16 protein-coding genes and 1 pseudogene are annotated in these 19,746 nt (G+C 61.1%); 6 read left to right on the top strand and 11 right to left on the bottom strand.

Annotation, left to right across the window (positions count from 1 at the left end):
* Nucleotides 1–449 precede the first annotated feature (449 nt).
* Entirely contained in the window at nucleotides 450–1,589 is a 1,140-nt protein-coding gene (locus P9228_RS29370) for a porin (protein WP_063169258.1), read from the bottom strand.
* 681 nt (nucleotides 1,590–2,270) lie between these two features.
* Between P9228_RS29370 and P9228_RS29375 the strand changes: the two genes are divergently transcribed.
* Both P9228_RS29375 and hemN read left to right on the top strand, forming a co-directional pair.
* Nucleotides 2,271–2,627, top strand: a complete 357-nt coding sequence (locus P9228_RS29375; RefSeq protein WP_024505577.1) for a hypothetical protein — start codon at nucleotides 2,271–2,273, stop codon at nucleotides 2,625–2,627.
* Nucleotides 2,628–3,091: 464 nt separating this feature from the next.
* A pseudogene (gene hemN, locus P9228_RS29380) lies at nucleotides 3,092–4,418 on the top strand (oxygen-independent coproporphyrinogen III oxidase).
* Nucleotides 4,419–4,652: 234 nt separating this feature from the next.
* On the opposite strand, the gene P9228_RS29385 reads toward hemN, so the two are convergent.
* The 10 genes from P9228_RS29385 to P9228_RS29430 form a co-directional block, all read right to left on the bottom strand.
* Nucleotides 4,653–6,296 carry an MFS transporter gene (locus P9228_RS29385; RefSeq protein ID WP_063169257.1) on the bottom strand — a complete coding sequence of 548 codons (1,644 nt, stop codon included), beginning with the start codon at nucleotides 6,294–6,296 and terminating at the stop codon, nucleotides 4,653–4,655.
* A gap of 173 nt (nucleotides 6,297–6,469) precedes the next feature.
* A complete protein-coding gene (locus P9228_RS29390) occupies nucleotides 6,470–7,453 on the bottom strand; it encodes a beta-ketoacyl-ACP synthase III (RefSeq protein WP_063169256.1) in 984 nt (327 codons plus the stop codon).
* Nucleotides 7,450–8,715 carry an adenosylmethionine--8-amino-7-oxononanoate transaminase gene (locus tag P9228_RS29395; protein ID WP_063169255.1) on the bottom strand — a complete coding sequence of 422 codons (1,266 nt, stop codon included), beginning with the start codon at nucleotides 8,713–8,715 and terminating at the stop codon, nucleotides 7,450–7,452. Before P9228_RS29395 ends, P9228_RS29390 begins: the two co-directional genes overlap by 4 nt.
* A complete protein-coding gene (gene bioD / locus P9228_RS29400; protein WP_063169254.1) occupies nucleotides 8,715–9,350 on the bottom strand; it encodes a dethiobiotin synthase in 636 nt (211 codons plus the stop codon). Before bioD ends, P9228_RS29395 begins: the two co-directional genes overlap by 1 nt.
* Nucleotides 9,347–10,486 (bottom strand): 8-amino-7-oxononanoate synthase, encoded by a 1,140-nt coding sequence (locus tag P9228_RS29405; protein ID WP_024505572.1) that lies wholly within the window; start codon nucleotides 10,484–10,486, stop codon nucleotides 9,347–9,349. The genes bioD and P9228_RS29405 overlap by 4 nt, the downstream gene beginning before the upstream one ends.
* Entirely contained in the window at nucleotides 10,483–11,451 is a 969-nt protein-coding gene (gene bioB / locus P9228_RS29410; protein ID WP_224570943.1) for a biotin synthase BioB, read from the bottom strand. Before bioB ends, P9228_RS29405 begins: the two co-directional genes overlap by 4 nt.
* 174 nt (nucleotides 11,452–11,625) lie before the next feature.
* A complete protein-coding gene (gene nadC / locus P9228_RS29415) occupies nucleotides 11,626–12,507 on the bottom strand; it encodes a carboxylating nicotinate-nucleotide diphosphorylase (protein WP_063169252.1) in 882 nt (293 codons plus the stop codon).
* A 1-nt stretch (nucleotide 12,508) separates the two neighbouring features.
* Nucleotides 12,509–14,050, bottom strand: coding sequence for an L-aspartate oxidase (locus P9228_RS29420; protein ID WP_063169251.1), 1,542 nt, complete (start codon nucleotides 14,048–14,050; stop codon nucleotides 12,509–12,511).
* Nucleotides 14,047–15,021 carry a quinolinate synthase NadA gene (nadA, locus tag P9228_RS29425; RefSeq protein ID WP_063169250.1) on the bottom strand — a complete coding sequence of 325 codons (975 nt, stop codon included), beginning with the start codon at nucleotides 15,019–15,021 and terminating at the stop codon, nucleotides 14,047–14,049. Before nadA ends, P9228_RS29420 begins: the two co-directional genes overlap by 4 nt.
* Nucleotides 15,022–15,083: 62 nt before the next feature.
* Nucleotides 15,084–16,046, bottom strand: coding sequence for a membrane protein (locus tag P9228_RS29430; protein WP_024505567.1), 963 nt, complete (start codon nucleotides 16,044–16,046; stop codon nucleotides 15,084–15,086).
* 171 nt (nucleotides 16,047–16,217) lie between these two features.
* On the opposite strand from P9228_RS29430, the gene panB reads away from it, so the two are divergent.
* The 4 genes from panB (at nucleotide 16,218) to P9228_RS29450 (ending at nucleotide 19,502) form a co-directional block, all read left to right on the top strand.
* Nucleotides 16,218–17,054 carry a 3-methyl-2-oxobutanoate hydroxymethyltransferase gene (gene panB / locus P9228_RS29435; protein ID WP_063169249.1) on the top strand — a complete coding sequence of 279 codons (837 nt, stop codon included), beginning with the start codon at nucleotides 16,218–16,220 and terminating at the stop codon, nucleotides 17,052–17,054.
* Nucleotides 17,051–17,959: a pantoate--beta-alanine ligase gene (gene panC, locus P9228_RS29440; protein WP_063169248.1), complete on the top strand. Its 909-nt coding sequence runs from the start codon at nucleotides 17,051–17,053 to the stop codon at nucleotides 17,957–17,959. The genes panB and panC overlap by 4 nt, the downstream gene beginning before the upstream one ends.
* A 98-nt stretch (nucleotides 17,960–18,057) precedes the next feature.
* Nucleotides 18,058–18,777: a LuxR family transcriptional regulator gene (locus P9228_RS29445; protein WP_063169247.1), complete on the top strand. Its 720-nt coding sequence runs from the start codon at nucleotides 18,058–18,060 to the stop codon at nucleotides 18,775–18,777.
* Between the two features lie 92 nt (nucleotides 18,778–18,869).
* Nucleotides 18,870–19,502, top strand: coding sequence for an acyl-homoserine-lactone synthase (locus tag P9228_RS29450; protein ID WP_063169246.1), 633 nt, complete (start codon nucleotides 18,870–18,872; stop codon nucleotides 19,500–19,502).
* Nucleotides 19,503–19,746: the final 244 nt, after the last annotated feature.

A 19,746-nucleotide genomic window follows, 5' to 3' on the forward strand; every position in this document is an offset into this window, starting at 1 on the left:
GATGGATGCTGAAGCGTGGTAACTCCAGTCTCCTCGGTCCGGTCCGAATGGACAACCTCTCGAAAGCTCACACCTAGGATGGGTGCTGCCACGCGGCTCGGACTCAGCGTGCATTATCACGTAAATGTTGAGAGAATGAATGGCGCCGCGAAGGGCAATTCCAGCCGTCCAAAGCGACAGGCGTGTCGCGGCCTCGACATTGCAGTGGCGCTTACCTAACACGGCCTCACACTGCCCTCTAAACGGCCCCGAATTTGAACTGACGGCCCCTGGCCGGTTCATCGGGCAGGTCAAGGGCTAGGTGTAGTACACAGGGCTCATAACTTTCAGTTTCTAGTTGGTACGATGGGCCGTGGACGGTCGATGCAGACTTCAAGATGGCGAACGAAGCTCTCCATGCGTGCGTTGTCGAGGCAAGTGCCTTTGCCATGCTCGCGACTGGAGAGATTTCAAAATGAGCCTTGTAAGCGGAGAATGCCGCCGACGCTGTTCGGCTTGCTCGTGCCCTTGACGGCGGTAGGCTCGGCAGGGCCGAGGCCAGAGTTGCCGTAGTGGTCGTAATCGACCTCGGCTGTGACCGTGAAGCCGGGAACGACCATGTAGGCGACGTTTGCAGCCACACCAGCATCCTTGAGCTGATCACCCGAGACCTGAAGGTTGAACGAAGTTTTCTCGTCAAACTCGTAGGTGGCGCCCGCCCAGAAAGCCCACTGGCCGTTCCAGATTTTGTACGAGCCGCGCCCATGATTGGCAATTGCGCCGTTTGAGTCCTCGTTGAGACTGGCATTGGAACCGTAGCCGAAGAGTCCAAACAGCGACAGCTGGTTTGTGACAGCGACGTCGACGCGGATCTTGCCGGCAAAAGCTTCGTAATTGCTGTCATAAGCCGCGACGCCGATGATCGAGCCCCAGCCTTGCGTGTATTTCAAGCCGGCGACAACGTGCGGAATATAGCTGTCGATAGTACCGGCTGAGCCCGATCCTTGTTCGAGCGAAATCACAGTCGAAATGCCGTTGCCGGCGTCGAAGTGGTACTGAGCCACGTTGGTGTCGAAGCCGGCCGACGGAACGAGCATACTATCGAGAACGTTGCCAGCGTAGCTTGCAAACGTATCGAAGGCCGACCCCTCCTTGCCAACTCGCAGGCCTCCCAGCTCGACCCAGGCAGAAGCCAGTGCGAGGCCGCTGTTGAAATCATAGTTCTGAGGACTGTCATGCGAGTTAGCGCTGTTGCCAAAATTCACCTGGGTTTCGGTATAGGTCGTCAACGCGCCGAGCTCGGTCTGCTGGCCGGTCCAAGTTTTGAACGTGAAGCGTGTGCTGTTTCGCCAAGTGCCTTGGTCCTCGCCAGTTCTCACGTCCGAGGTTCTTGCGCTGTCATACGATCGGACGTCACCCAGGCCGATATCGTAACGGACATAGCCGCCGATGCGCAGGCAGGTCTCGGTGTTGGGAATATAGGAATATCCCGAGCCGAGGACGTCGCAGATCTTGATGTACTCGGCCGGTTCCCGCTCGGCGCCAGCTGCTCGACCGACGGAAATGGTCATCAGAGCAGTTAAGCCGAGAAGAGGACTCTTGATGTACATGTCTAGATCTCCATGAAGGAATAAAAAGGATAGAGGCGAAAGAGCAAGCTTTTCCTCTAAATTTTGTGCGTGTTGTCTCCAATATGTGGACGCCAAAGCGCTTGACACGAGAGGTGAGCCAGCGTAAAAGCCACATGTACTTATAATAGTGTTTTCTGCTAGGAGATTCATTATCGTTTACATGTGAAACACTCCGGTCGGACCGCTGCAGCTCTCCGAATAGAGCAGCAAGCGACATGCCAACCTGAAGCGTAGATGCGGCCGACACCAAAATCGGGCCGACGCGCCTTCGTCTCGCTGGAATCACTTTTTTTGAGGGTCACTGCGAAAAGAAATGTGCGACACGGTTCGCCATGTTCGATATGTGACAGTCTCGTTTAACAGCGACGGCTTCCCGTCTGACCGCAACGGAGGCCGCGCCATCCGCTACCGAGAAGGATCACTGCGCGTACGCTCCGCAAGGGCTGCGCCAGGAACAGAGGGCGTGCACGTCCGAGGCGTCGCATGGTGGCCGCAGCACCTTTTCGCCGCTGTAAGTTCGCCGTGCAGGTACATTGCGCGGCCGGAAGCGAGAGGGAGCGCACCCTGAAACGGCTGCCTACGGCTCGCCTCGAGTAATTGGCGATGAACAGTATTCTCGAGAACTTAGTCTCGACGGAAAGAGCAACGAAAGGAAGCCGCTTGGACGAGCACGATCCGAAGGAAGAACCGATCGAGACCATTTTCCGCAACGGCACAATCACTGCCGTGGGTATCCTGCTTGCCTTTTCCCTCGGCTTCCTCACTCATTGGGCCGCGAACCCCTTGCCATGGCAACTCTACGATCTGTTCGCCGTAGTGCCGATCCTGCTCGGCATCGCACTGCAGATGAGAGCGCTGTCCATGCTGCTCGACATGAGTTCCTTGCGGCGCCCCATCTACGAACGCGCCAATCGCATTTTCATGGTCGGCCTCATCCAGACCGCGTGTGGCGTCGGCATGGCCATCTTGGTCGATCTTTTCGGGATATCGGTAGGGGGCACGCTGCCCGGCGCTTGACGACAAGCCACACCGCTCTTCGCTCGAAGCGACGTCAAGCCGGGGAACCTTGTGCACCCCCTAGCGGCGTCCTCCTTTCATCAAATGAGCCGACGTCAGCTTTAGAGCGTCTCGGTGGCTAAAGCCGGTATGGTTTTTCGGCCGGCAGGGAAGGCCGCTGGCTGGACCTGGATGGCGTCTGAACGAGGCTTGACAGGTCCGTTGCGTCGGACATGAATTTCGCATTGCAAAGTTCTTCCGCAGACGCCTCAAGCACACTGCACTGGCGTCACGTACTCAGACGTTGAATGCGGCACCGCACCATCACCTCAGGCGCAACCATGGCACGCGCGCTCCCCGGCGTGGTTGACCCCATCCTGTCCAAACGAGACTGCGACATAAGCGGGACGCACTGACTTAGGTCAGAGACCAGGACGAGCGCGCAACGAAAGAATGATGGATGAGCGACGTGGGATGACAGCTCCTTGCACACCTCAATCCTGACAAAGTACCGGGACCCCCGGCCGCCTTGGTATACCATCTATCCGACTGTGCCAGACTTCTCTGCGGCAGTTGGTGCTGACGATTATGAGGAATGGCTGGGGGGCCTCCCGGCCGACGAATCGGTGTCGCTCTATTTCCACATTCCGTTTTGCCGATCCATGTGCTGGTATTGCGGCTTCCCTACCGCGGTCATCCGTCGCAACGGCCCGATCCTTAATTATTTAGCGGTGCTGCGTCAGGAGATCAGTTTGGTGTCGGAGCAAGTGCGGCAAGGGCTGCCGGTGAGCGATGTGCATTTCGGCGGCGGAACGCCTCACCTTATCGGGCCAGCCGAGCACTTGGCGCTGATGGAATTTCTACGCCGCCACTTCGCTTTCAGCAAAACTGCTGCGATCGCCGTGGAGATCGATCCCCGAACGTTCACACCGGAAATGGCCGAAGCCCTGGCAGCTAACGGTGTCAACCGCGCGAGCATCGGATGCAGAGCTTTGATCCCGATGTGCAAAGGCGATCAATCGGATCCAGAGTAAGGTGCAGACGGCCGCTGCAGTCCAAAATCTCCGCCGGCATGGCGTTGGCCATATCAACTTCGACCTCATCTTCGGTCTACCGAAACAGACTGTGCAGTCCTGCATCCAGACCGCGATGGCTGCGGTCGCCATGCGCCCCAACCGGCTTGCGGTGTTCGGATACGCGCATATTCCTTCCGTGATAAAGAATCAGCGCCTAATCGAGCAGGCAGGTCTACCGGACGGCGATCTTCGCGCCGAACAGGCTGCAACTGTCGCCGAGACACTGGTTGGCGCTGGCTACCGGGAGATCGGGCTCGATCATTTCGCTCCGCCGGACGACGAACTTGCGCTAGCGCCAGAAGACCGGGCGCCTACGGCGTAATTCGCTGGGATACTCGGCCGATACTTGCAAAACGTGATCGGCTTCGGCGCGTCGGCTATTGGCCGAGTCCGCGAGGGGTATGTTCAGAACGAAGTAACACGGGATTCTTACGCCCGGCACATCGCAAGTGGACGTCTGGCGACATCAAAGGGTCACCGTCTGACCGACGATGACCGGGTGCGCGCAGCGATCATCGAGCGACTGATGTGCGATTTGGAGGCCGACGTGCCGACCATCTGTGCCGCCCACGAAATCGAACCAGCTCGTTTTCTCGATTCAGTTGAGAGTTTGGTGACGCTGGCTGAGGAGGGGATCCTGGACGTCGAAAACGGCTTCATCCGCGTGCGGCCGGAGCACCGCTTTGTTGTTCGCGCCGTTGCTGCTGCATTCGATGCTTTTCTCGCGAATCGATGAGTTGAGGCCACGACGCCGAAAGGCATCAGACCTTGTTTGGCGCTCGTCGGCATGGGCTCTCGCAGAAGACTCCGCAAGCGTATGCAGGGGACTTCCACTTGACGCCGCGTTCACCATCATCTCGCCTGGGTGCGCGCGAAAGCGCACAACCCGGAGCACGCTGCTCTCGGTGTGAGGCTGTGCTCTGCAAAGCACCGGTGATCCACCCTGTCCCTGGACAGCAGCTTGATGGCGTCATCTTGGAGGACGAGAAAAGATTGTCGAGGTACGGGTACGAATTGCCTCGGTCGTCCGTTCAATCGAAAGCACTGTCTGCGGAGGCACCTCTCCTTCATGCAGTGACAGGAGATGCTGGGCGACTTCCTTATCTGCTGCGGTGAGTCGATGATTTAGGCGGAGAAAGTCCATCCAGGTGGGGGTGCGGAATGTCTCCGTCCAAAGTGACGGTGTTTGCAGATTTCGCTGGAGCGTCCAGTTTCGTGCACCGGCACGGCTCTGGACGTGTCGCCGCGTGCGCATGGAGCCCAGAAAGGCCTCGATATTTTCCTCCGATATCAAATACTCGACCTTGGCCACGATAGGGCCACTTCTGGGTTTCAGATCGAGAGCCACGTCCGGCGGATGAAAAACTGAACTTTCTTGATCGGTTTCTTCCCAGGGACGGACCGGCAACACGATCCCCGCTGCTGCAACCAGCAACAGAGCGCCTGCGGCGCCCTCCAATGCTGAGGTCAAGGAATAGTTTTGCGCGACAGAACCCCAGATCCAGCTGCCAGCAGCCATACCGCCTGCGCTCAAGGCGTAGTAAATGGAGAGCGTGCGGCCTACAACCCACCTTGGGCTTGCCAACTGCACCGACACGTCAATGCCCGTCCAGGTGATAAGCCAACCCGCTCCGCCGAGCGCCAGCGAAATGGCCGCCACAGGAAGCGACGATGTAAGGGCAAGGGAGAGGCAACAGACTGCACAAGCCACAGAGGCGAAGGCCACCAGCCTGTTTTGAGACGTGACCTTCCTCAAGAAGCCGTTGCCCATACCCGCGATGAAAGCACCCATGCCGAAGCCGGCCAATAAGATACCGTAGACAATTGGCCCACTCTTCAACTGATCCCGGACGACGAGGGGGAGCAACGCCAGAATGGAGATGCTTGCCAACCCGAAAAGAGCGGCTCGGGCGGTCGCTGCCCTGATCTCCAAAGACATCGCCGTAAAGCGCACTCCGTCATGAATTGCCGTCGTCATTCTCTCACGAGGGAGAGGCGAAGAGCGGACCTCCCATTTGGTGCGCCATATCGCGCTTATGGGCGCCAGATCACTCACCGCAGCCAAGGCGAAAGCGGCCAGCGGCCCAAAGACGGCCAGGATCACGCCCCCCAAGGCTGGACCAACGCTGCGCACAATGTTGTATCCGACGGACATAAGCGTCACTGCGGCCGGAATGTCGCGTTTGTGAAGGATATCGCCGACCGAAGCGTGCCAAGCCGGATCATTCAAGGCAAAGCCGCAGCCGGCCAGGAAACCTAACCCGAGAATCAGCCAAGGACTGACAAATCCCAGACCCACAGAAATCATCAGCGTCGTCGACGCCGATGCTATCAGGCAGTGTCCCGCAAACATCACCCACCGGCGGCTGAAGTTGTCGGCAATGGCTCCGGCGAAAACTGAGAGGAAGAACACCGGCAATGTGGATGCGGCCTGGACGAGTGCCACCATGAGGTCGGACGCTGAAATCGTTGCCATAAGCCAACTGATGGCGACCGTTTGCACTAGCCAACCGAGGCTGGAAATCTGGGTGGCCGCCCAAATTGAGCGAAACACCTTGTTTCGAAATGGGGCGAGCGTCTTTGAAACGGGCGGTTGGGGATTTTCGCTCTGCATGAGGTATTGCTGGCCTTCGATGAGCGCTGCGATTTGAGCAAGCGGGTCGATACTTAGACATCGCGGAGCACCGCACGGACCCCAGCTCTATGGAGCTTGCCGGCGACTATTTGCGTATTGAGCCATTCTCATAGTCTCATTCATGAGCAGTCCTGTGCGCAAGCATTGCTTTGCTAAATTCCCACCACAAGCGCGCCGCCGCTGAGACCCGCACCCGCTGCCGCCAAGAGGACTTTCTCGCCAGGCCGAAACGGCTGCGCCCGATGGGCCAGCGACAATGAGAGCGGGATCGTCGCGGCGGAAGAGTTGCCATATTCGGCGATCGTCTTGACGATCGAGTGATCAGCGATGCCGAGGTTCCTGCCGACCGCGTCGAAAATGCGCGCATTGGCCTGATGCGGCACGAAACGATCGAGGTCTTGCGGCCTCAGTCGGGCAGCAGTGAGCGCATCTCTCGAGCAGGCGGTCATCATCTCCACGGCCTTGCTGAATACTTCACGGCCGTCAGTGATCGTCATCCGTGTCTGCGCGAGGTCGAGGTCGGCATGGAACGGAGTGTTGCTTCCCCCGGCGGGAATCTGGATTAGCCCGTAGCGCGAGCCGTCGGAATCCACCGAAGCGCCGAGAATGCCTCGATCCGGGTCATCGCAAGGACTGATCACCATGGCGCCGGCGGCATCGGCAAACAGCACGGCGCTGGCGCGCTCGGCCAAATTGATGCGGTGGCTGAGGATGTTGGCGGCGATGACAAGGCTCGCTTTGCCGTGCAGGCGGGTGAACCCGTCGGCGAACATCAGCGCATAGATGAAGCCGGCGCAGGCGCCGGTCAGGTCGATCGCTCCGGCGCGGCCTAGCCCCAGCCGATGTGCGACCAGCGGCGCGCTTGGCGGCAGAAGGTGATCGGGCGTCGACGTGGCGAGCAAGAGTAGACCGACGTCGCCGCGGTCGATACCGGCATTGGTCAGCGCCATGTCGCCGGCAGAGGCGGCAAGGCCCGACAGCGTGTCTTCGTCTGTTGCCCAGAAGCGCGAGCGAATTCCGGTGCGCCGCTCGATCCAGCCGGGCTCAAGCCCGAGCCGGTCTTCGATTTCCGGGTTCTCGACCTTGCGCGTCGGCGCATGATGGCCGAAGCCGAGAACGCGCGACGATAGGTTCATGGCCGCGAGCCGAAGCGTTCGCCGGCCTCCTCTATCGCGTCATAGAGCCCGTCCAATTCGTCGCTGGTGATGCAATAGGGCGGCAGAAGATAGAGGACATTGCCGAGCGGGCGCACCAACAGGCCGCGCTCAAGGAAAAAAGCGCGCAGTTTTGGCCCGATCTCGGCCAGATAACCGGCTGAGCCGGTGCGTAGGTCGAGTGCCGCGATGGTGCCGGTTGTCCGGCAGTCGGTGAAATATGGATTGTCCCGGAAGCGTTGCAGCCCCGCGGCCTGCCTCGCGCTCAAGACCGCGATCCGCTCGGCCACCGGCTCGTCACGCCAGATCTCGACATTGGCAAGTGCTGCCGCGCAGGCGATCGGATTGGCGGTGTAGGAGCTCGAATGGAAAAACGTCTTCTTGCGATCCTCCGAAAAGTGAGCGTGGAAGATGGCATCGGTGGCGATCGTGGCGGCCAGCGGGATGGTACCACCGGTCAGACCTTTCGAGGTGCACAAGATGTCGGGCGAGACGGACGCCTGTTCGCAGGCAAACATGGTTCCGGTGCGCCCCCAGCCGGTCATCACTTCATCGGCGATCACGAGCGTGCCGGAGGCTTCGGCGATCCTCTTCAATTCGGCAAGAACCCAGGCCGGATACATCAGCATGCCGCCGGCGCCAAGCACCAGCGGCTCGACGATCAGCGCGGCTGCGCGCCGGTCGCGGCTAACGGCCTCGAACCGATCCAGCGTTTCCTGCTCGCGCCCGGCGGCCGGGAAGGGGATGGTGTCGACCTCGAACAGCAAAGGCTCATAGGCGGCGTTGAAGACGCCACGGGCGCCGACGCTCATCGTGCCGATGGTGTCGCCATGATAGCTGTGCTCCATGACGGCGATGCGCGAACGCGACGCGCCGATGTTACGGAAATAGCCGAGCGCCATCTTCAGCGCGACTTCGACTGAGGTCGAGCCACTGTCGGAATAGAACACCCGGTGGAGGCCGGCGGGTGCGATGCCTACAAGCGCCTCGGCCAGCCGTTCGGCCGGCTCGTGGGTGAAGCCCGCGAAGATGATCTGGTCGAGGCTCGAGGCGGTCGTCTCGATGGCCTTCATGATGCGGGGGTGGCGATGGCCATGGGTGACGACCCACCAGGAAGAAATCGCATCGAGGATGCGGAAGCCGTCGGCCTTGTGGAGATAGGCGCCTTCAGTCAGCACGATTTCAGGGAGCGAGGGCTCTAGCGCGTGCTGCGTGAACGGATGCCAGACTCGAGACTCCGCCATCAGTCGCCTCCGGCAATCATGGCCAGGTCGAAGCCGGAAATCATTGCATCTCTCAACGTTTCACCCGTCAGCGGACCGAGGTGCGGCAGCCTGCCCAGCTGCGGCACGCCGCCGAATTCCACGATTGTCCTTTGTGTATCGGCCACCTCTTCGCCAATGAAGGCAATGCCGATGAGCGGGATGGAGCGGGCTCTCAGGGCCTCGATCGACAACAGCGTATGATTGATGGTGCCAAGCGCGGTGCGGGCGCACAGTATGACCGGCAGCCGCCATTGTTCGAATATGTCAATGAACCTTGTCTGTCGATTGAGCGGCACCATCAGCCCGCCGGCGCCTTCGATGACGAGCGGTGTCGGCAGGACCGGAAATGAAAGATCGTCGGCCTCGATCGCGACGCCGTCGATTTCGGCTGATCGATGCGGCGACAGCGGCATCGTCAGTCGATAGACTTCGGGCAGCACGCGTCCGTCGGGCAAGCCGGAAAGCCGGGCGACGACCTCGCTGTCGGTCTCCTCGTTGAGGCCCGATTGCACCGGCTTCCAGTAGAAGCCGTCGAGCAGCCCGGCAAGTCCGGCCGAAAACACTGTCTTGCCAATTCCAGTGTCTGTTCCGGTGACGACGATGCGTTTGGTCATGCTGTGGCCAACACTCCGACGAGAGCCTCGACCATGGCGGAAATGTCGGCTTCGTCGACGTTGAGAGTCAGCGAAATGCGCAGGCGCGACGTACCCTCAGGCACTGTCGGCGGGCGAATGCCGCGTATGTCGAAGCCGCGTGCCTGCAGTCCTGCCGCCACCGCCATGGTGCGGCTGTTATCGCCGATCACAAGCGGCTGGATCTGCGAGCCGCTGGGCATCACGCCGCAGCGTTCGGCCAATTGCCGGCTCGCGAAAGCGACACGCTCGTGCAACTGAGCACGACGCATAGGCTCGTCAGACAGAATAGTCAGCGCCTCACGTGCCGCGACTGCCATCAGCGGCGATGGTGCGGTCGCATAGATGAATGGCCGGCACCGGTTGATAAGATAGTCGCACAGTGTTCGCGGTCCGGTAACGAGCGCGCCGGATGCGCCAAGCGCCTTGCCGCATGTGTGGAGCGTGACGATGTTGTCGCGGCCTTCATACGCGGCGGCCAGTCCCCGGCCGTCCGGTCCCCAGACGCCGGTGGCATGCGCTTCATCGACGACGATGAATGCCTGGTACCGATCAGCCAGCGCGACCAGGCTCTCCATCGGCGCACGGTCGCCATCCATGCTGTAAAGGCTTTCGAAGGCGATCCACACCCGCCCCATGCCGCCTTCGGCGCGCCAGCGGGTGATTGCGTCCTCGACAGCGTCGACGTCGTTGTGCGCGGCCAGCTTGAACTCAGCGCGCCCGGCCTGGGCACCCTCATGCATGCTGGCATGAGCGAGCTCGTCGAGGACCAGCAGGTCGCCTTTCTGCGGCAGGGCCGTCAGCAGAGCGAAGTTGGCGATATAGCCGCTGCCGAAGAACAGTGCACGCTCGGCTCCGAAAAATGCCGCTGCGTCCGCCTCCAGTTGCTCATGTTCCGGTGCATTGCCGCGCAACAGCCGCGATCCGGTGGCGCCCACTGGCGTGCCCCGCGCAATCGCCGTCGAAACCGCATCGCCCAGTCTTTTGGAGGCGGCAAGTCCGATATAGTCGTTCGACGAGAAGTCGAGCCCGGCGCGCGGTGCGAGCGTCCGCAACCGGTCCTTGCGCCCCAGTCCCCGCAAGGTTGCGTCATAGCGGGCAAGAATTGCCTCCTTCATTGCGTGGCGAGTTCCATAGGCTCAATGCCGAGGCGCCGGAACAGAAGGGTATCCTTGTCCTCGCCGGGATTTCCCGCCGTCAGCAGCGTGTCGCCGACAAAGATCGAATTGGCGCCGGCAAAGAAGCACAGCGCCTGCGTTTCGTCGCTCATCGCCGTCCTGCCGGCGGACAGCCTTACATAGGATTTCGGCATCATCACCCGCGCGAGCGCAACGATGCGGACGAAATCGATCGGATCGATGGCGTCGGCCGCGGCAAGCGGCGTGCCTTCGATGGGAATAAGCATGTTGATCGGCACGCTTTCCGGCGGCTCGGGCAGGTTCGCGAGCGTGACCAGCATGTCGATGCGATCGGTCTTTTCTTCTCCCATCCCGACAATGCCGCCGCAGCAGACTTTCATCCCAACCGCGCGCACGTGCCCAAGCGTTTTCAGCCGGTCGGCAAAAGTCCTGGTTGAAATAACCTCGCCATAGTAGCGCTCAGAGGTATCGATGTTGTGGTTATAGTAGTCGAGACCGGCCTGCTTCAGGCGAGCAGCTTGCTCAAGATCGAGCATGCCGAGCGTCATGCAGGTCTCCATGCCGAGGGCCTTGACGCCCTCAATCATGGCGACCACAACGTCCATGTCGCGCTCCTTGGGACTTCGCCACGCCGCGCCCATGCAATAGCGCGTTGCGCCGCCATCACGCGCCTTGGCCGCTTCGTCGATGACATGCTTGACGTCCACCAGCTTCGACGCCTTCACACCGGTTTCGTAATGCGCAGACTGGCTGCAATAGCCGCAATCTTCGGGGCACCCGCCGGTCTTGATGCTAAGGAGCCGCGACAGCTGCACTCGGTTTCGATCGAAGTTCTGGCGGTGGATCGTCTGAGCCAGGAACAGCAGATCGTTGAATGGCATGCCGTAGATGGCCTCGGCCTCTTTGCGGTTCCATCGCGGAGGCGTTCCGTCGACCGATTGCATGGTCTGGTTCACGTCGAACTCCGAGTTCATTCCAATCGTCATCGTCAAACCTTTGTTTGCTAGTCCGGTACGCCTTCTTGGCTTTGGGGCGCACTCGCTAAAGGCGAGCTGCGGCACGTCTTTCCAGCACCTCCTACGCCTGCCGAGCTGATGTTGCTCCTCACGCCGTAATCCTCAGTTCAAGTGCTTGCAGATGTTCTGGTGGTCCGGCATGTCCAGGCCGATGTCGAGGATCGGGGCGCTGTGCGTCAGCCAACCCATGGAGATGAGATCGACACCGGTCGCCGCAATCGCCGCCGCCGTTTTCGGCATCACCCGACCGGACGCCTCGGTGATCGTACGGCCATCCACTATAGAAACCGCGCGGGCAAGATCCTCGACCGACATATTGTCGAGCAGCACCGCGTCAACACCAATCGCGAGCGCTGCATCGAGCTGCTTCAGCGTGTCGACCTCGACCTCGACCTTCACCATATGCCCTGCTGCGGCGCGCGCCCGCTCTATTGCTGTGCGCATATCGCCGGCGATCGCGATGTGGTTGTCCTTTATGAGCACGCCGTCATCGAGGCCGAACCGGTGATTGGCACCGCCGCCGACGCGCACGGCGTATTTCTCCAATGCCCGCAGCCCGGGCGTCGTCTTTCGCGTCGATACAATCCTCGCCTTGTGACCGCGCACGGCCTCAACCATGGCCGCTGTGGCAGTGGCAATGCCGCTCAGCCGGCATAAGAAATTGAGGGCCGTGCGTTCGGCCGTGAGCAGGCCTCGTGCGGGTCCGGACAATCTTGCAATGGTTTCCCCGGCCCCAACCTCGCTGCCATCAGGGCGCCAGATCTGGATGTTGATCGCCGGTTCCACGAGAAGGAAGGCATACGAGACCAGATCGAGCCCGGCAACGACGCCCGCCTGCCTCGCTTTGAGCACCAACGTGGCAGTGCAATCATACGGGATAACCGCATCGGTGGTCAGGTCGCCGGATCTGCCCAGGTCTTCGAGGAGCGCAACGCGCACAATCGGTTCGATCAGGGTCGCGGGGAGGGGGGAGAATGAAGTCATATCAAGTGCTCCGTATGGTAGCCCGGCAATCGAGTGCGGCCGCGGCCCGCATTGCGCTGTGCAGTGTCAGCCGTGATGGGCGCACGTTGGCATCGTGGAGCGGGAAATCGGACCGACAGTGCGCGCCTCGACTCTCTTCCCGCCTCAGGGCCGCCGCGGCGATCATCAGTGAGACCAAAGCCGGACCAGAGGCAGCGACACTATTGGCTGCGATCGGCAGCAGGGTCGCCACCGCTTCGCGCATTGCCTCGCCGTCGCGGATGATACCCAGGGCGGCGGAGACAATCGGGCGGACCACGGAAGCGTCTGGTCGTGGAGGGACGAATGTGGAGCATCTGCGCGGTCGCCGGGTATACGACGTGCCGGCAACGCTTTCGGCAACCCAGCTCGCGGTGACCGCCGCTTCGGTGAGCGAGTTGCTGGCCAGGCGGTTGGCGCCGTGCAGGCCGGTACAGGCCACCTCACCGCAGGCCCACAATCCCTCGATGGAGCTGCGGCCGGCGCTGTCTACGGCGACGCCGCCCATGTGATAATGTGCCGCCGGGCGCACCGGGATCAGGTCGGTCGCTGGGTCGATTCCTGCGCTCCGGCACAATTCGGCGATGCCTGGAAAACGCTTGCCAAATCTCGGGCCGAGACTTTGCCGTGCGTCCAGGAATACGCGGCGTCCAACGGCAAGCTGGTGCCAAATGGCGCGCGCTACGACGTCGCGAGGCGCAAGTTCACCGCCAGGTGTGTCGGCGAGGAAGCGCTCTCCTCGCTCATCGATGAGCACCGCGCCTTCGCCACGCACGGCTTCGCTCACCAGCGGCATCGGCCGGCGCGGACCGTCGAGCGCAGTTGGATGGAACTGTATGAATTCCAAGTCGGCGAGTTCCGCCCCCGCCCATGCGGCGAGCGCCAGCCCGTGACCCCATGAGCCAGCGGGGTTTGTCGTGTCGCAAAACAGCCCGCCGACGCCGCCGGTCGCCAGCACCGCGCGACGCGTGGGCAGAGCGAGCGCGCCGGCTCGTCCTGCTGCGACCACGGCGATGACCGACCCGTCCTGCACGACCAGCCGGCGGACCTCCACATTTTCGATAATGGTGATCGAGGCTGTACGCCGAACCGCGGCGACGAGCGCGCGCACCAACTCGCGACCGGTGGCGTCGCCGGCTGCATGCACAATCCGCCGTCGCGAGTGTGCCGCCTCGAGCCCAAGTCGCAACGCGCGGTCAGGGTGCTGGTCGAAGTCGACGCCGAACCTTTGGATCGTCCTAATCGCTTCGGGTGCAGCTCGTACCACTCGCCGCACCGTGGCCTCATCGCAGAGTCCGTCGCCGGCAGCTATCGTGTCGCAAAGGTGAAAATCTGGGCCGTCGTCGCCCCCGAGACTTGCCGCAAGACCGCCCTGGGCAAGTTCACTGCAGGCTCCGGTTCCAAGCGGCGCGTTGGTCAAAAGCACGACCGGTTCCGGCGCCAGATGAAGCGCCGTCATCAGGCCGGCAATGCCGCCGCCGATGACGACCGGCGCCCCCGCGATTTCGCGAACCTCCAGACTCATAGGGAAAGCATGCGCTCGACCGCGCGGCGGGCGGGGCCGGCAATTTCGGGATCAATCCGGACCTCATGCCGGTTCTGCTCGAGTGCGGCGCGAATGTTGGCCAGGTTGATGCGCTTCATGTGCGGGCACAGATTGCATGGGCGAACGAACTCGACGTCGGGATGCGCGACCGCGACGTTGTCGCTCATCGAACATTCGGTCAGAAGGACGACACGCTTCGGTTTCTCACGCTCGACATAATCCGACATCGCCGCGGTCGAGCCGGAGAACTCCGCCTCCGCGACAACGTCTGGTGGGCATTCTGGATGGGCCAGCACGATGACGCCTGGATGGGCATCGCGCAGTTCCCGGATGTCTGCTGCGGTGAAGCGCTCATGCACCTCGCAATGGCCTTTCCAGGCGATGATCTCGACGTCTGTATCGGCTGCCACGTTCCTCGCCAGATATTCGTCCGGGAGCATCAGCACACGCGCCACGCCAAGCGATTCCACCACCGCCTTGGCGTTGCCGGACGTGCAGCAGATGTCGGACTCCGCTTTTACGGCGGCGGAAGTGTTGACGTAAGTAACAACGGGGACCCCCGGATACCGCAGCCGCATTAGCCGCACGTCGTTTGCCGTGATCGATTCGGCCAGCGAGCAGCCGGCGCGGAGATCCGGGATGAGCACGGTCTTGTTCGGATTGAGCAGTTTTGCCGTCTCGGCCATGAAATGAACGCCGGCAACCACGATGATGTCGGCGTCGACCGTCACCGCCTTGTGGGCCAACGCCAGGCTGTCGCCGACGATGTCTGCCACGCAATGAAAAATTTCGGGCGTCTGGTAATTGTGCGCCAGCACCACCGCATTGCGCTCACGCTTCAGCGCTAAGATGGCTTCAATATCGCCGGCGAACGCGGGCCATTCAACGGGTGGGATCACCCGCCGGACACGCTCATACAAGGACGCAGCCATAGGTAACGCCCCAGTCATTGGCGCCTCGATTATATTCGGTTTGACAATAAGGGAATATATCTACCTTGACTATAAGTATGTCAAGCCCGCGCCAGCGGTAATTTTGTCCCGGCGATAGCCCTGTCGTCGAGGACGGCATGCCGGAAGCGATAAAGCTTCGCCGGTCGGCCGCCCGTGTCGAGGGAGGTCTCCCCGGTCTCCTCAACAAGTTCCTGCTGCTCGACCAATCTCCGGAAGTTCGGCTTGTTGATCAGCCTGCCAGCCAAAGCTTCCACGGTTCGCTGCAGTTGCAGCAGCGTGAAGGAAGGCCGCATAAGCTCGAACACGACCGGCCGGTATTTGATCTTCGAACGCAGCCGCGCGATCCCGGTTGCCAGAATACGACGGTGGTCAGCGACCATTGGTTTGCCAGCCGCGGCCGCAATCGCGTCCCTGCCGCCACCGGCCTCCTCAATCAGAGCAGCTTCATAGAGCAACTCGTAGCGTTGGAGCGTGAGTTCCTCGTTCCAATGGCGGTCGTCGAAGCCGAAGGCTATCGCAGCGCGCTGCCGGCGCTCGCGTTGAGTGGTCGGCTCGCTGGCGCCGCCGGCCCACTCAATCAGGCGGGGCCGCAATCTATCGAGCAGCACAGGCGGCGTGCCGAAGCGGTGGTCCTCCCAGGGAAAATATTCGTACCAACTTTGCCAGCCGCACGCGGCCGAGTTCGTTGCCTGTTCCTTCCTGGTCAATGCGAGATAGCTGATTGAGATGACGCGCTGGTGGCGCTCAGTGCCGATGCGATCGCGATCGGCGAAGGTGTAGAGTTGCTCGATGTATCCAAGTGCATGGCCGGTCTGCTGCTCCACCCACCCCCTCAAACCCGACTGCAGTGATCGATGCTCAAGGGCAAAAGGTCCAGAAGGGAGGGTGTCCGCATGACCGACTGTGAGGACACAGGGCTCACTGTCGTTTACGGCGACCACGACGGCAGTCAGGTCCACTTTGGCTTCGTCAGCTTTGACGGCGGCTTTGCCTTTCTTGGTTCTTCTTGTCTGAGGATCCATGTTTGCGAAAGCGGGTTGGCCCAACGGAGCGCCTTAATCGATTGAATGTAACCTTGGAAGCCAGCACGTCAACACCGGAGTACTCAAGCGCTGTTTTTAGCTCTTCGCAGTCGCACAAAAATATGCCAAACGCGACACCCGCTGTTGGTAACGTAAGGGAAGGGGCCTCGGTTGAGCGCGGCTGGTGAGATAAAAGGGATGACTCCTCCAGATATTCGATCGCGAAAAGGCCAGACGCCACTTGTATGCTTGACGGCCTACACCACGCCGGTCGCGAGGCTGCTCGATCGCCACTGCGACATCGTTCTTGTCGGCGACAGCGTCGGCATGGTGCTGCACGGCCTGTCGTCGACGCTGGGGGTCACGCTCGACATGATGATCATGCACGGACAGGCCGTTCGCCGCGGCCTTGAACACGCGCTGATGGTCGTCGACCTGCCCTTCGGTTCCTACGAGGAAAGCCCAGAGCACGCTTTCGGCAACGCTGCGCGCGTGATGGGTGAGACCGGTTGTTCAGCGGTAAAGATCGAGGGCGGCGAGACCATCGCGGAAACCATCCGCTTCCTTACCGCGCGCGGCGTACCTGTCATGGCCCATGTGGGCCTGACGCCGCAGGCGGTAAACACGTTTGGAGGCTATCGTGTGCAGGGCCGGGGAGCCGATGCAGAGCGGATCAGGCGCGACGCCAGGGCGGTAACTGAAGCTGGCGCCTTCTCCTTGGTGCTGGAAAAGATACCGGAGCAGCTTGCACGGCAGATAACCGCCGATATCGACATACCCACCATCGGCATCGGTGCCTCGCCAGCTTGCGACGGCCAGATTCTGGTGAGCCACGATATGCTCGGGCTCTTCACCTCATTTCGGCCGAAGTTCGTCAAACGCTATGCCGAGCTCGGTGAGCAGGCTGAGGCGGCAATCGCCGCTTACGCCACCGATATGCGGAACCGGCACTTTCCGGCGGTCGAACATCTCTATGTCAACGCCTTGAAGGCCGGTGACTTCACATGAGCGTGCCGATCGCTCGAACCGTGAGCGAGCTGCGCGGCGTCGTTGCGCAATGGCGTCGCTCGGGTGCCACGATCGGTATTGTGCCGACCATGGGAGCCTTGCACGACGGGCATCTGAGCCTCGTGCGGAAGGCGCTCGAAAGGGCCGAGCGGGTGATCGTGACGCTGTTCGTAAACCCCAAGCAGTTCAACAGCCCCGCCGACCTGATTGCCTACCCTCGGACGGAAAGCGACGATGCTGCCAAGCTCGCTCTGCTGGGCACGCATCTGCTCTATGTGCCGGACACAGAGGAAATGTACCAGGTGGGCTTCGCCACGGCCGTTTCAGTGTCCGGCATCAGCGAATGCCTTTGCGGCGCATTCCGGCTCGGCCATTTCAATGGCGTGGCGACGGTCGTGGCCAAGCTCTTCCTGCAGGCCGGCGCTGACTTCGCCTTTTTTGGCGAAAAGGATTTTCAGCAACTTCAGCTTGTCAGGCGCTTGGTCCGGGATCTCGACATTCCGATCACTATTGTGCCCTGTCCGACAGTCCGCGAAGCCGATGGTCTTGCGCTATCGTCGCGTAACGTGCGGCTCTCCCCAGCCCAACGCGCCATTGCCCCAAAACTAGCATCGGTCCTGCTCGATACGGCCGAGCGGCTTGCACGCGGCTCCCCCATCCTGCCTACGCTTGATGAAGCGCGTGCAGCAATTCTGGCTGCCGGCTATCGCGAGCTCGAATACCTGGAGCTTCGCGGAGAAACAGACCTGCAATCGTTAGCAAGCCTTGACCGACCGGCACGCTTGCTTGCTGCGGCTTGGCTTGGCGACACGCGGCTCATCGATAACGTCGCAATATCACCCATCGGTAGTTGGTCAGGTGGGCGGAGCTCTCTCCAATCGGAAGCAGCACAGCAATTGCGGTGATGACGGCGGCGCGTCGTATGCCCTGCAGGGACAGGCCATCATTTAGAACCACGTCTCCGTCGGCTTCCAGCAACCTCCGCGAGGTACGCTAAGCGCAGATGCATCGCGTATTTGAAACCTTGGTCGAGCAACTCTCTGCAAGCGTCGATGCCGTCGATCTCCATGAGGCAATGGCGTCCGCCGCAGCCGGGTTCGACTTTCCGCTCTTCGCTTATTTCACCTACCCATCCGCTTCCGGCGACAGGCCGCGATTGATCTCGAATTATCCATCATCATGGACATCACATTACCTGCAACAGCGCTACCACAGCGTGGATCCCGTGATCCTGCGGGGACTGCGGGGCTGGGATACCTTCGACTGGGGTGTGGACCGCGATCACCGTTATTTGCCGACCTCTCAGCAGGAAGTCCTGGAAAAAGCAGCTGAGTTCGGCATTCGCGGCGGACTGACCATGTCGATGCATGATCATCGCGGCCGGTTCGCCGCACTGACCTTCGCCTCCAACGAGGCGCATCCGCCATTTCTGAGGTCGCTGACGCGCTACGAAAAAGCAATGCAACTGGTTGCGATCAACGTTCATATCCATGCCCGGCGCAGGCTCGCCGAAGATTGCGTGGTAGATGGCATAATGCTCACCCGGCGGGAGTTCGAGTGCCTGAAATGGGCGGCGTGCGGCAAGTCGGCCTGGGATATCAGCCAGATTCTCGGTGTCTCGAAACGCACCGTGACCTTCCATCAGGAAAACGCCAAGGCGAAGCTTGGCGTGCGAACCATCAACCAGGCCGTAGTGCGGATGGCTGCTCGGGCGAGATCCTGATCCTCTCCAAGTCTAGCTGTAAAGGTCTACAGGCTGCATTCATGACGGCTTTGCCCTTCGATTGCGTGGACACATCCCGCACGGAGACGACAATGATGCAGCTGATAACACCCGACTGCTACGCCGAGTTTGCGAGCGAACTCAAGGAAATGCACGGACTTAGGTATCGGGTTTTCAAGAAGCGGCTCGATTGGGAAGTGCAGACCGAAGGCGAAATGGAAACGGACTCGTTTGACAGCCTGAACCCCGTCTACCTGCTTCTCAAGGGGTCCGATTGGCGAACTTGCGGCTGCGTCCGCCTTTTGCCGACCACCGGACCGACAATGTTGCGCGATACGTTTCCGACGCTGCTGGATGAGATGGTGGTCCCTGCGAGTGCCGATATCTGGGAGAGTAGTCGTTTCGCGCTCGATCTCCCTGCGACAGCGCCGAAGGCAGCTGGCGGCCTGGCCCAAGCAACCTACGAGCTCTTCGCGGGGATCATCGAATTCGGCTTGGCCAACAATCTCTCCGGGATCGTAACGGTGACAGATACGCGCATCGAAAGGATCCTTCGTCTCGCGACCTGGCCGTTGTCACGTATCGGACAGCCCAAGCAGGTCGGCAACACCGAGGCAGTCGCCGGCTTCCTCGATATTTCCTACGCCAGTCTCTTGCGCATCCGCTGGAGGGGACGCCTCAACGGGCCGGTGTTGTGGCAACCAGTTCTCATCCAATCGGCATAGCGCCTGCGGATGCTCAGCCGTGACTTGAGTTAAGTCTGCTCACGGCCGCCACCGCCGCCGTGAGGGTGAGCGGACCCGCCCCACGAGCTTTCGACTGTTCCGGTCGATTGGCTCGCGCGGCCGGACTTTGGATTTCCGTAGGCGCAACCCGCAGTCCAGCGTGAGCACGCCAAAATGGCGCCCCTCCGCTTCGTCCAAAGAAGCCAACGTGGCTTCTGAGGTCGTCTTAGAATATTGGACCGGC

It is taken from the genome of Mesorhizobium sp. WSM4898, from assembly GCF_029625845.1.
Taxonomy (GTDB): domain Bacteria; phylum Pseudomonadota; class Alphaproteobacteria; order Rhizobiales; family Rhizobiaceae; genus Mesorhizobium.

Bases quoted from the DNA above. Each gene is read 5' to 3' on its own strand.
- P9228_RS29405 (WP_024505572.1), bottom strand. From the start codon at position 10,486: ATGAAGGAGGCAATTCTTGCCCGCTATGACGCAACCTTGCGGGGACTG.
- P9228_RS29445 (WP_063169247.1), top strand. From the start codon at position 18,058: ATGCATCGCGTATTTGAAACCTTGGTCGAGCAACTCTCTGCAAGCGTC.
- bioB (WP_224570943.1), bottom strand. From the start codon at position 11,451: ATGCAATCGGTCGACGGAACGCCTCCGCGATGGAACCGCAAAGAGGCC.
- nadA (WP_063169250.1), bottom strand. From the start codon at position 15,021: ATGACTGGGGCGTTACCTATGGCTGCGTCCTTGTATGAGCGTGTCCGG.
- P9228_RS29430 (WP_024505567.1), bottom strand. From the start codon at position 16,046: ATGGATCCTCAGACAAGAAGAACCAAGAAAGGCAAAGCCGCCGTCAAA.
- P9228_RS29385 (WP_063169257.1), bottom strand. From the start codon at position 6,296: ATGCAGAGCGAAAATCCCCAACCGCCCGTTTCAAAGACGCTCGCCCCA.
- P9228_RS29395 (WP_063169255.1), bottom strand. From the start codon at position 8,715: ATGGCGGAGTCTCGAGTCTGGCATCCGTTCACGCAGCACGCGCTAGAG.
- P9228_RS29420 (WP_063169251.1), bottom strand. From the start codon at position 14,050: ATGAGTCTGGAGGTTCGCGAAATCGCGGGGGCGCCGGTCGTCATCGGC.
- nadC (WP_063169252.1), bottom strand. From the start codon at position 12,507: ATGACTTCATTCTCCCCCCTCCCCGCGACCCTGATCGAACCGATTGTG.
- bioD (WP_063169254.1), bottom strand. From the start codon at position 9,350: ATGACCAAACGCATCGTCGTCACCGGAACAGACACTGGAATTGGCAAG.
- P9228_RS29370 (WP_063169258.1), bottom strand. From the start codon at position 1,589: ATGTACATCAAGAGTCCTCTTCTCGGCTTAACTGCTCTGATGACCATT.
- P9228_RS29390 (WP_063169256.1), bottom strand. From the start codon at position 7,453: ATGAACCTATCGTCGCGCGTTCTCGGCTTCGGCCATCATGCGCCGACG.
- P9228_RS29450 (WP_063169246.1), top strand. From the start codon at position 18,870: ATGATGCAGCTGATAACACCCGACTGCTACGCCGAGTTTGCGAGCGAA.
- panC (WP_063169248.1), top strand. From the start codon at position 17,051: ATGAGCGTGCCGATCGCTCGAACCGTGAGCGAGCTGCGCGGCGTCGTT.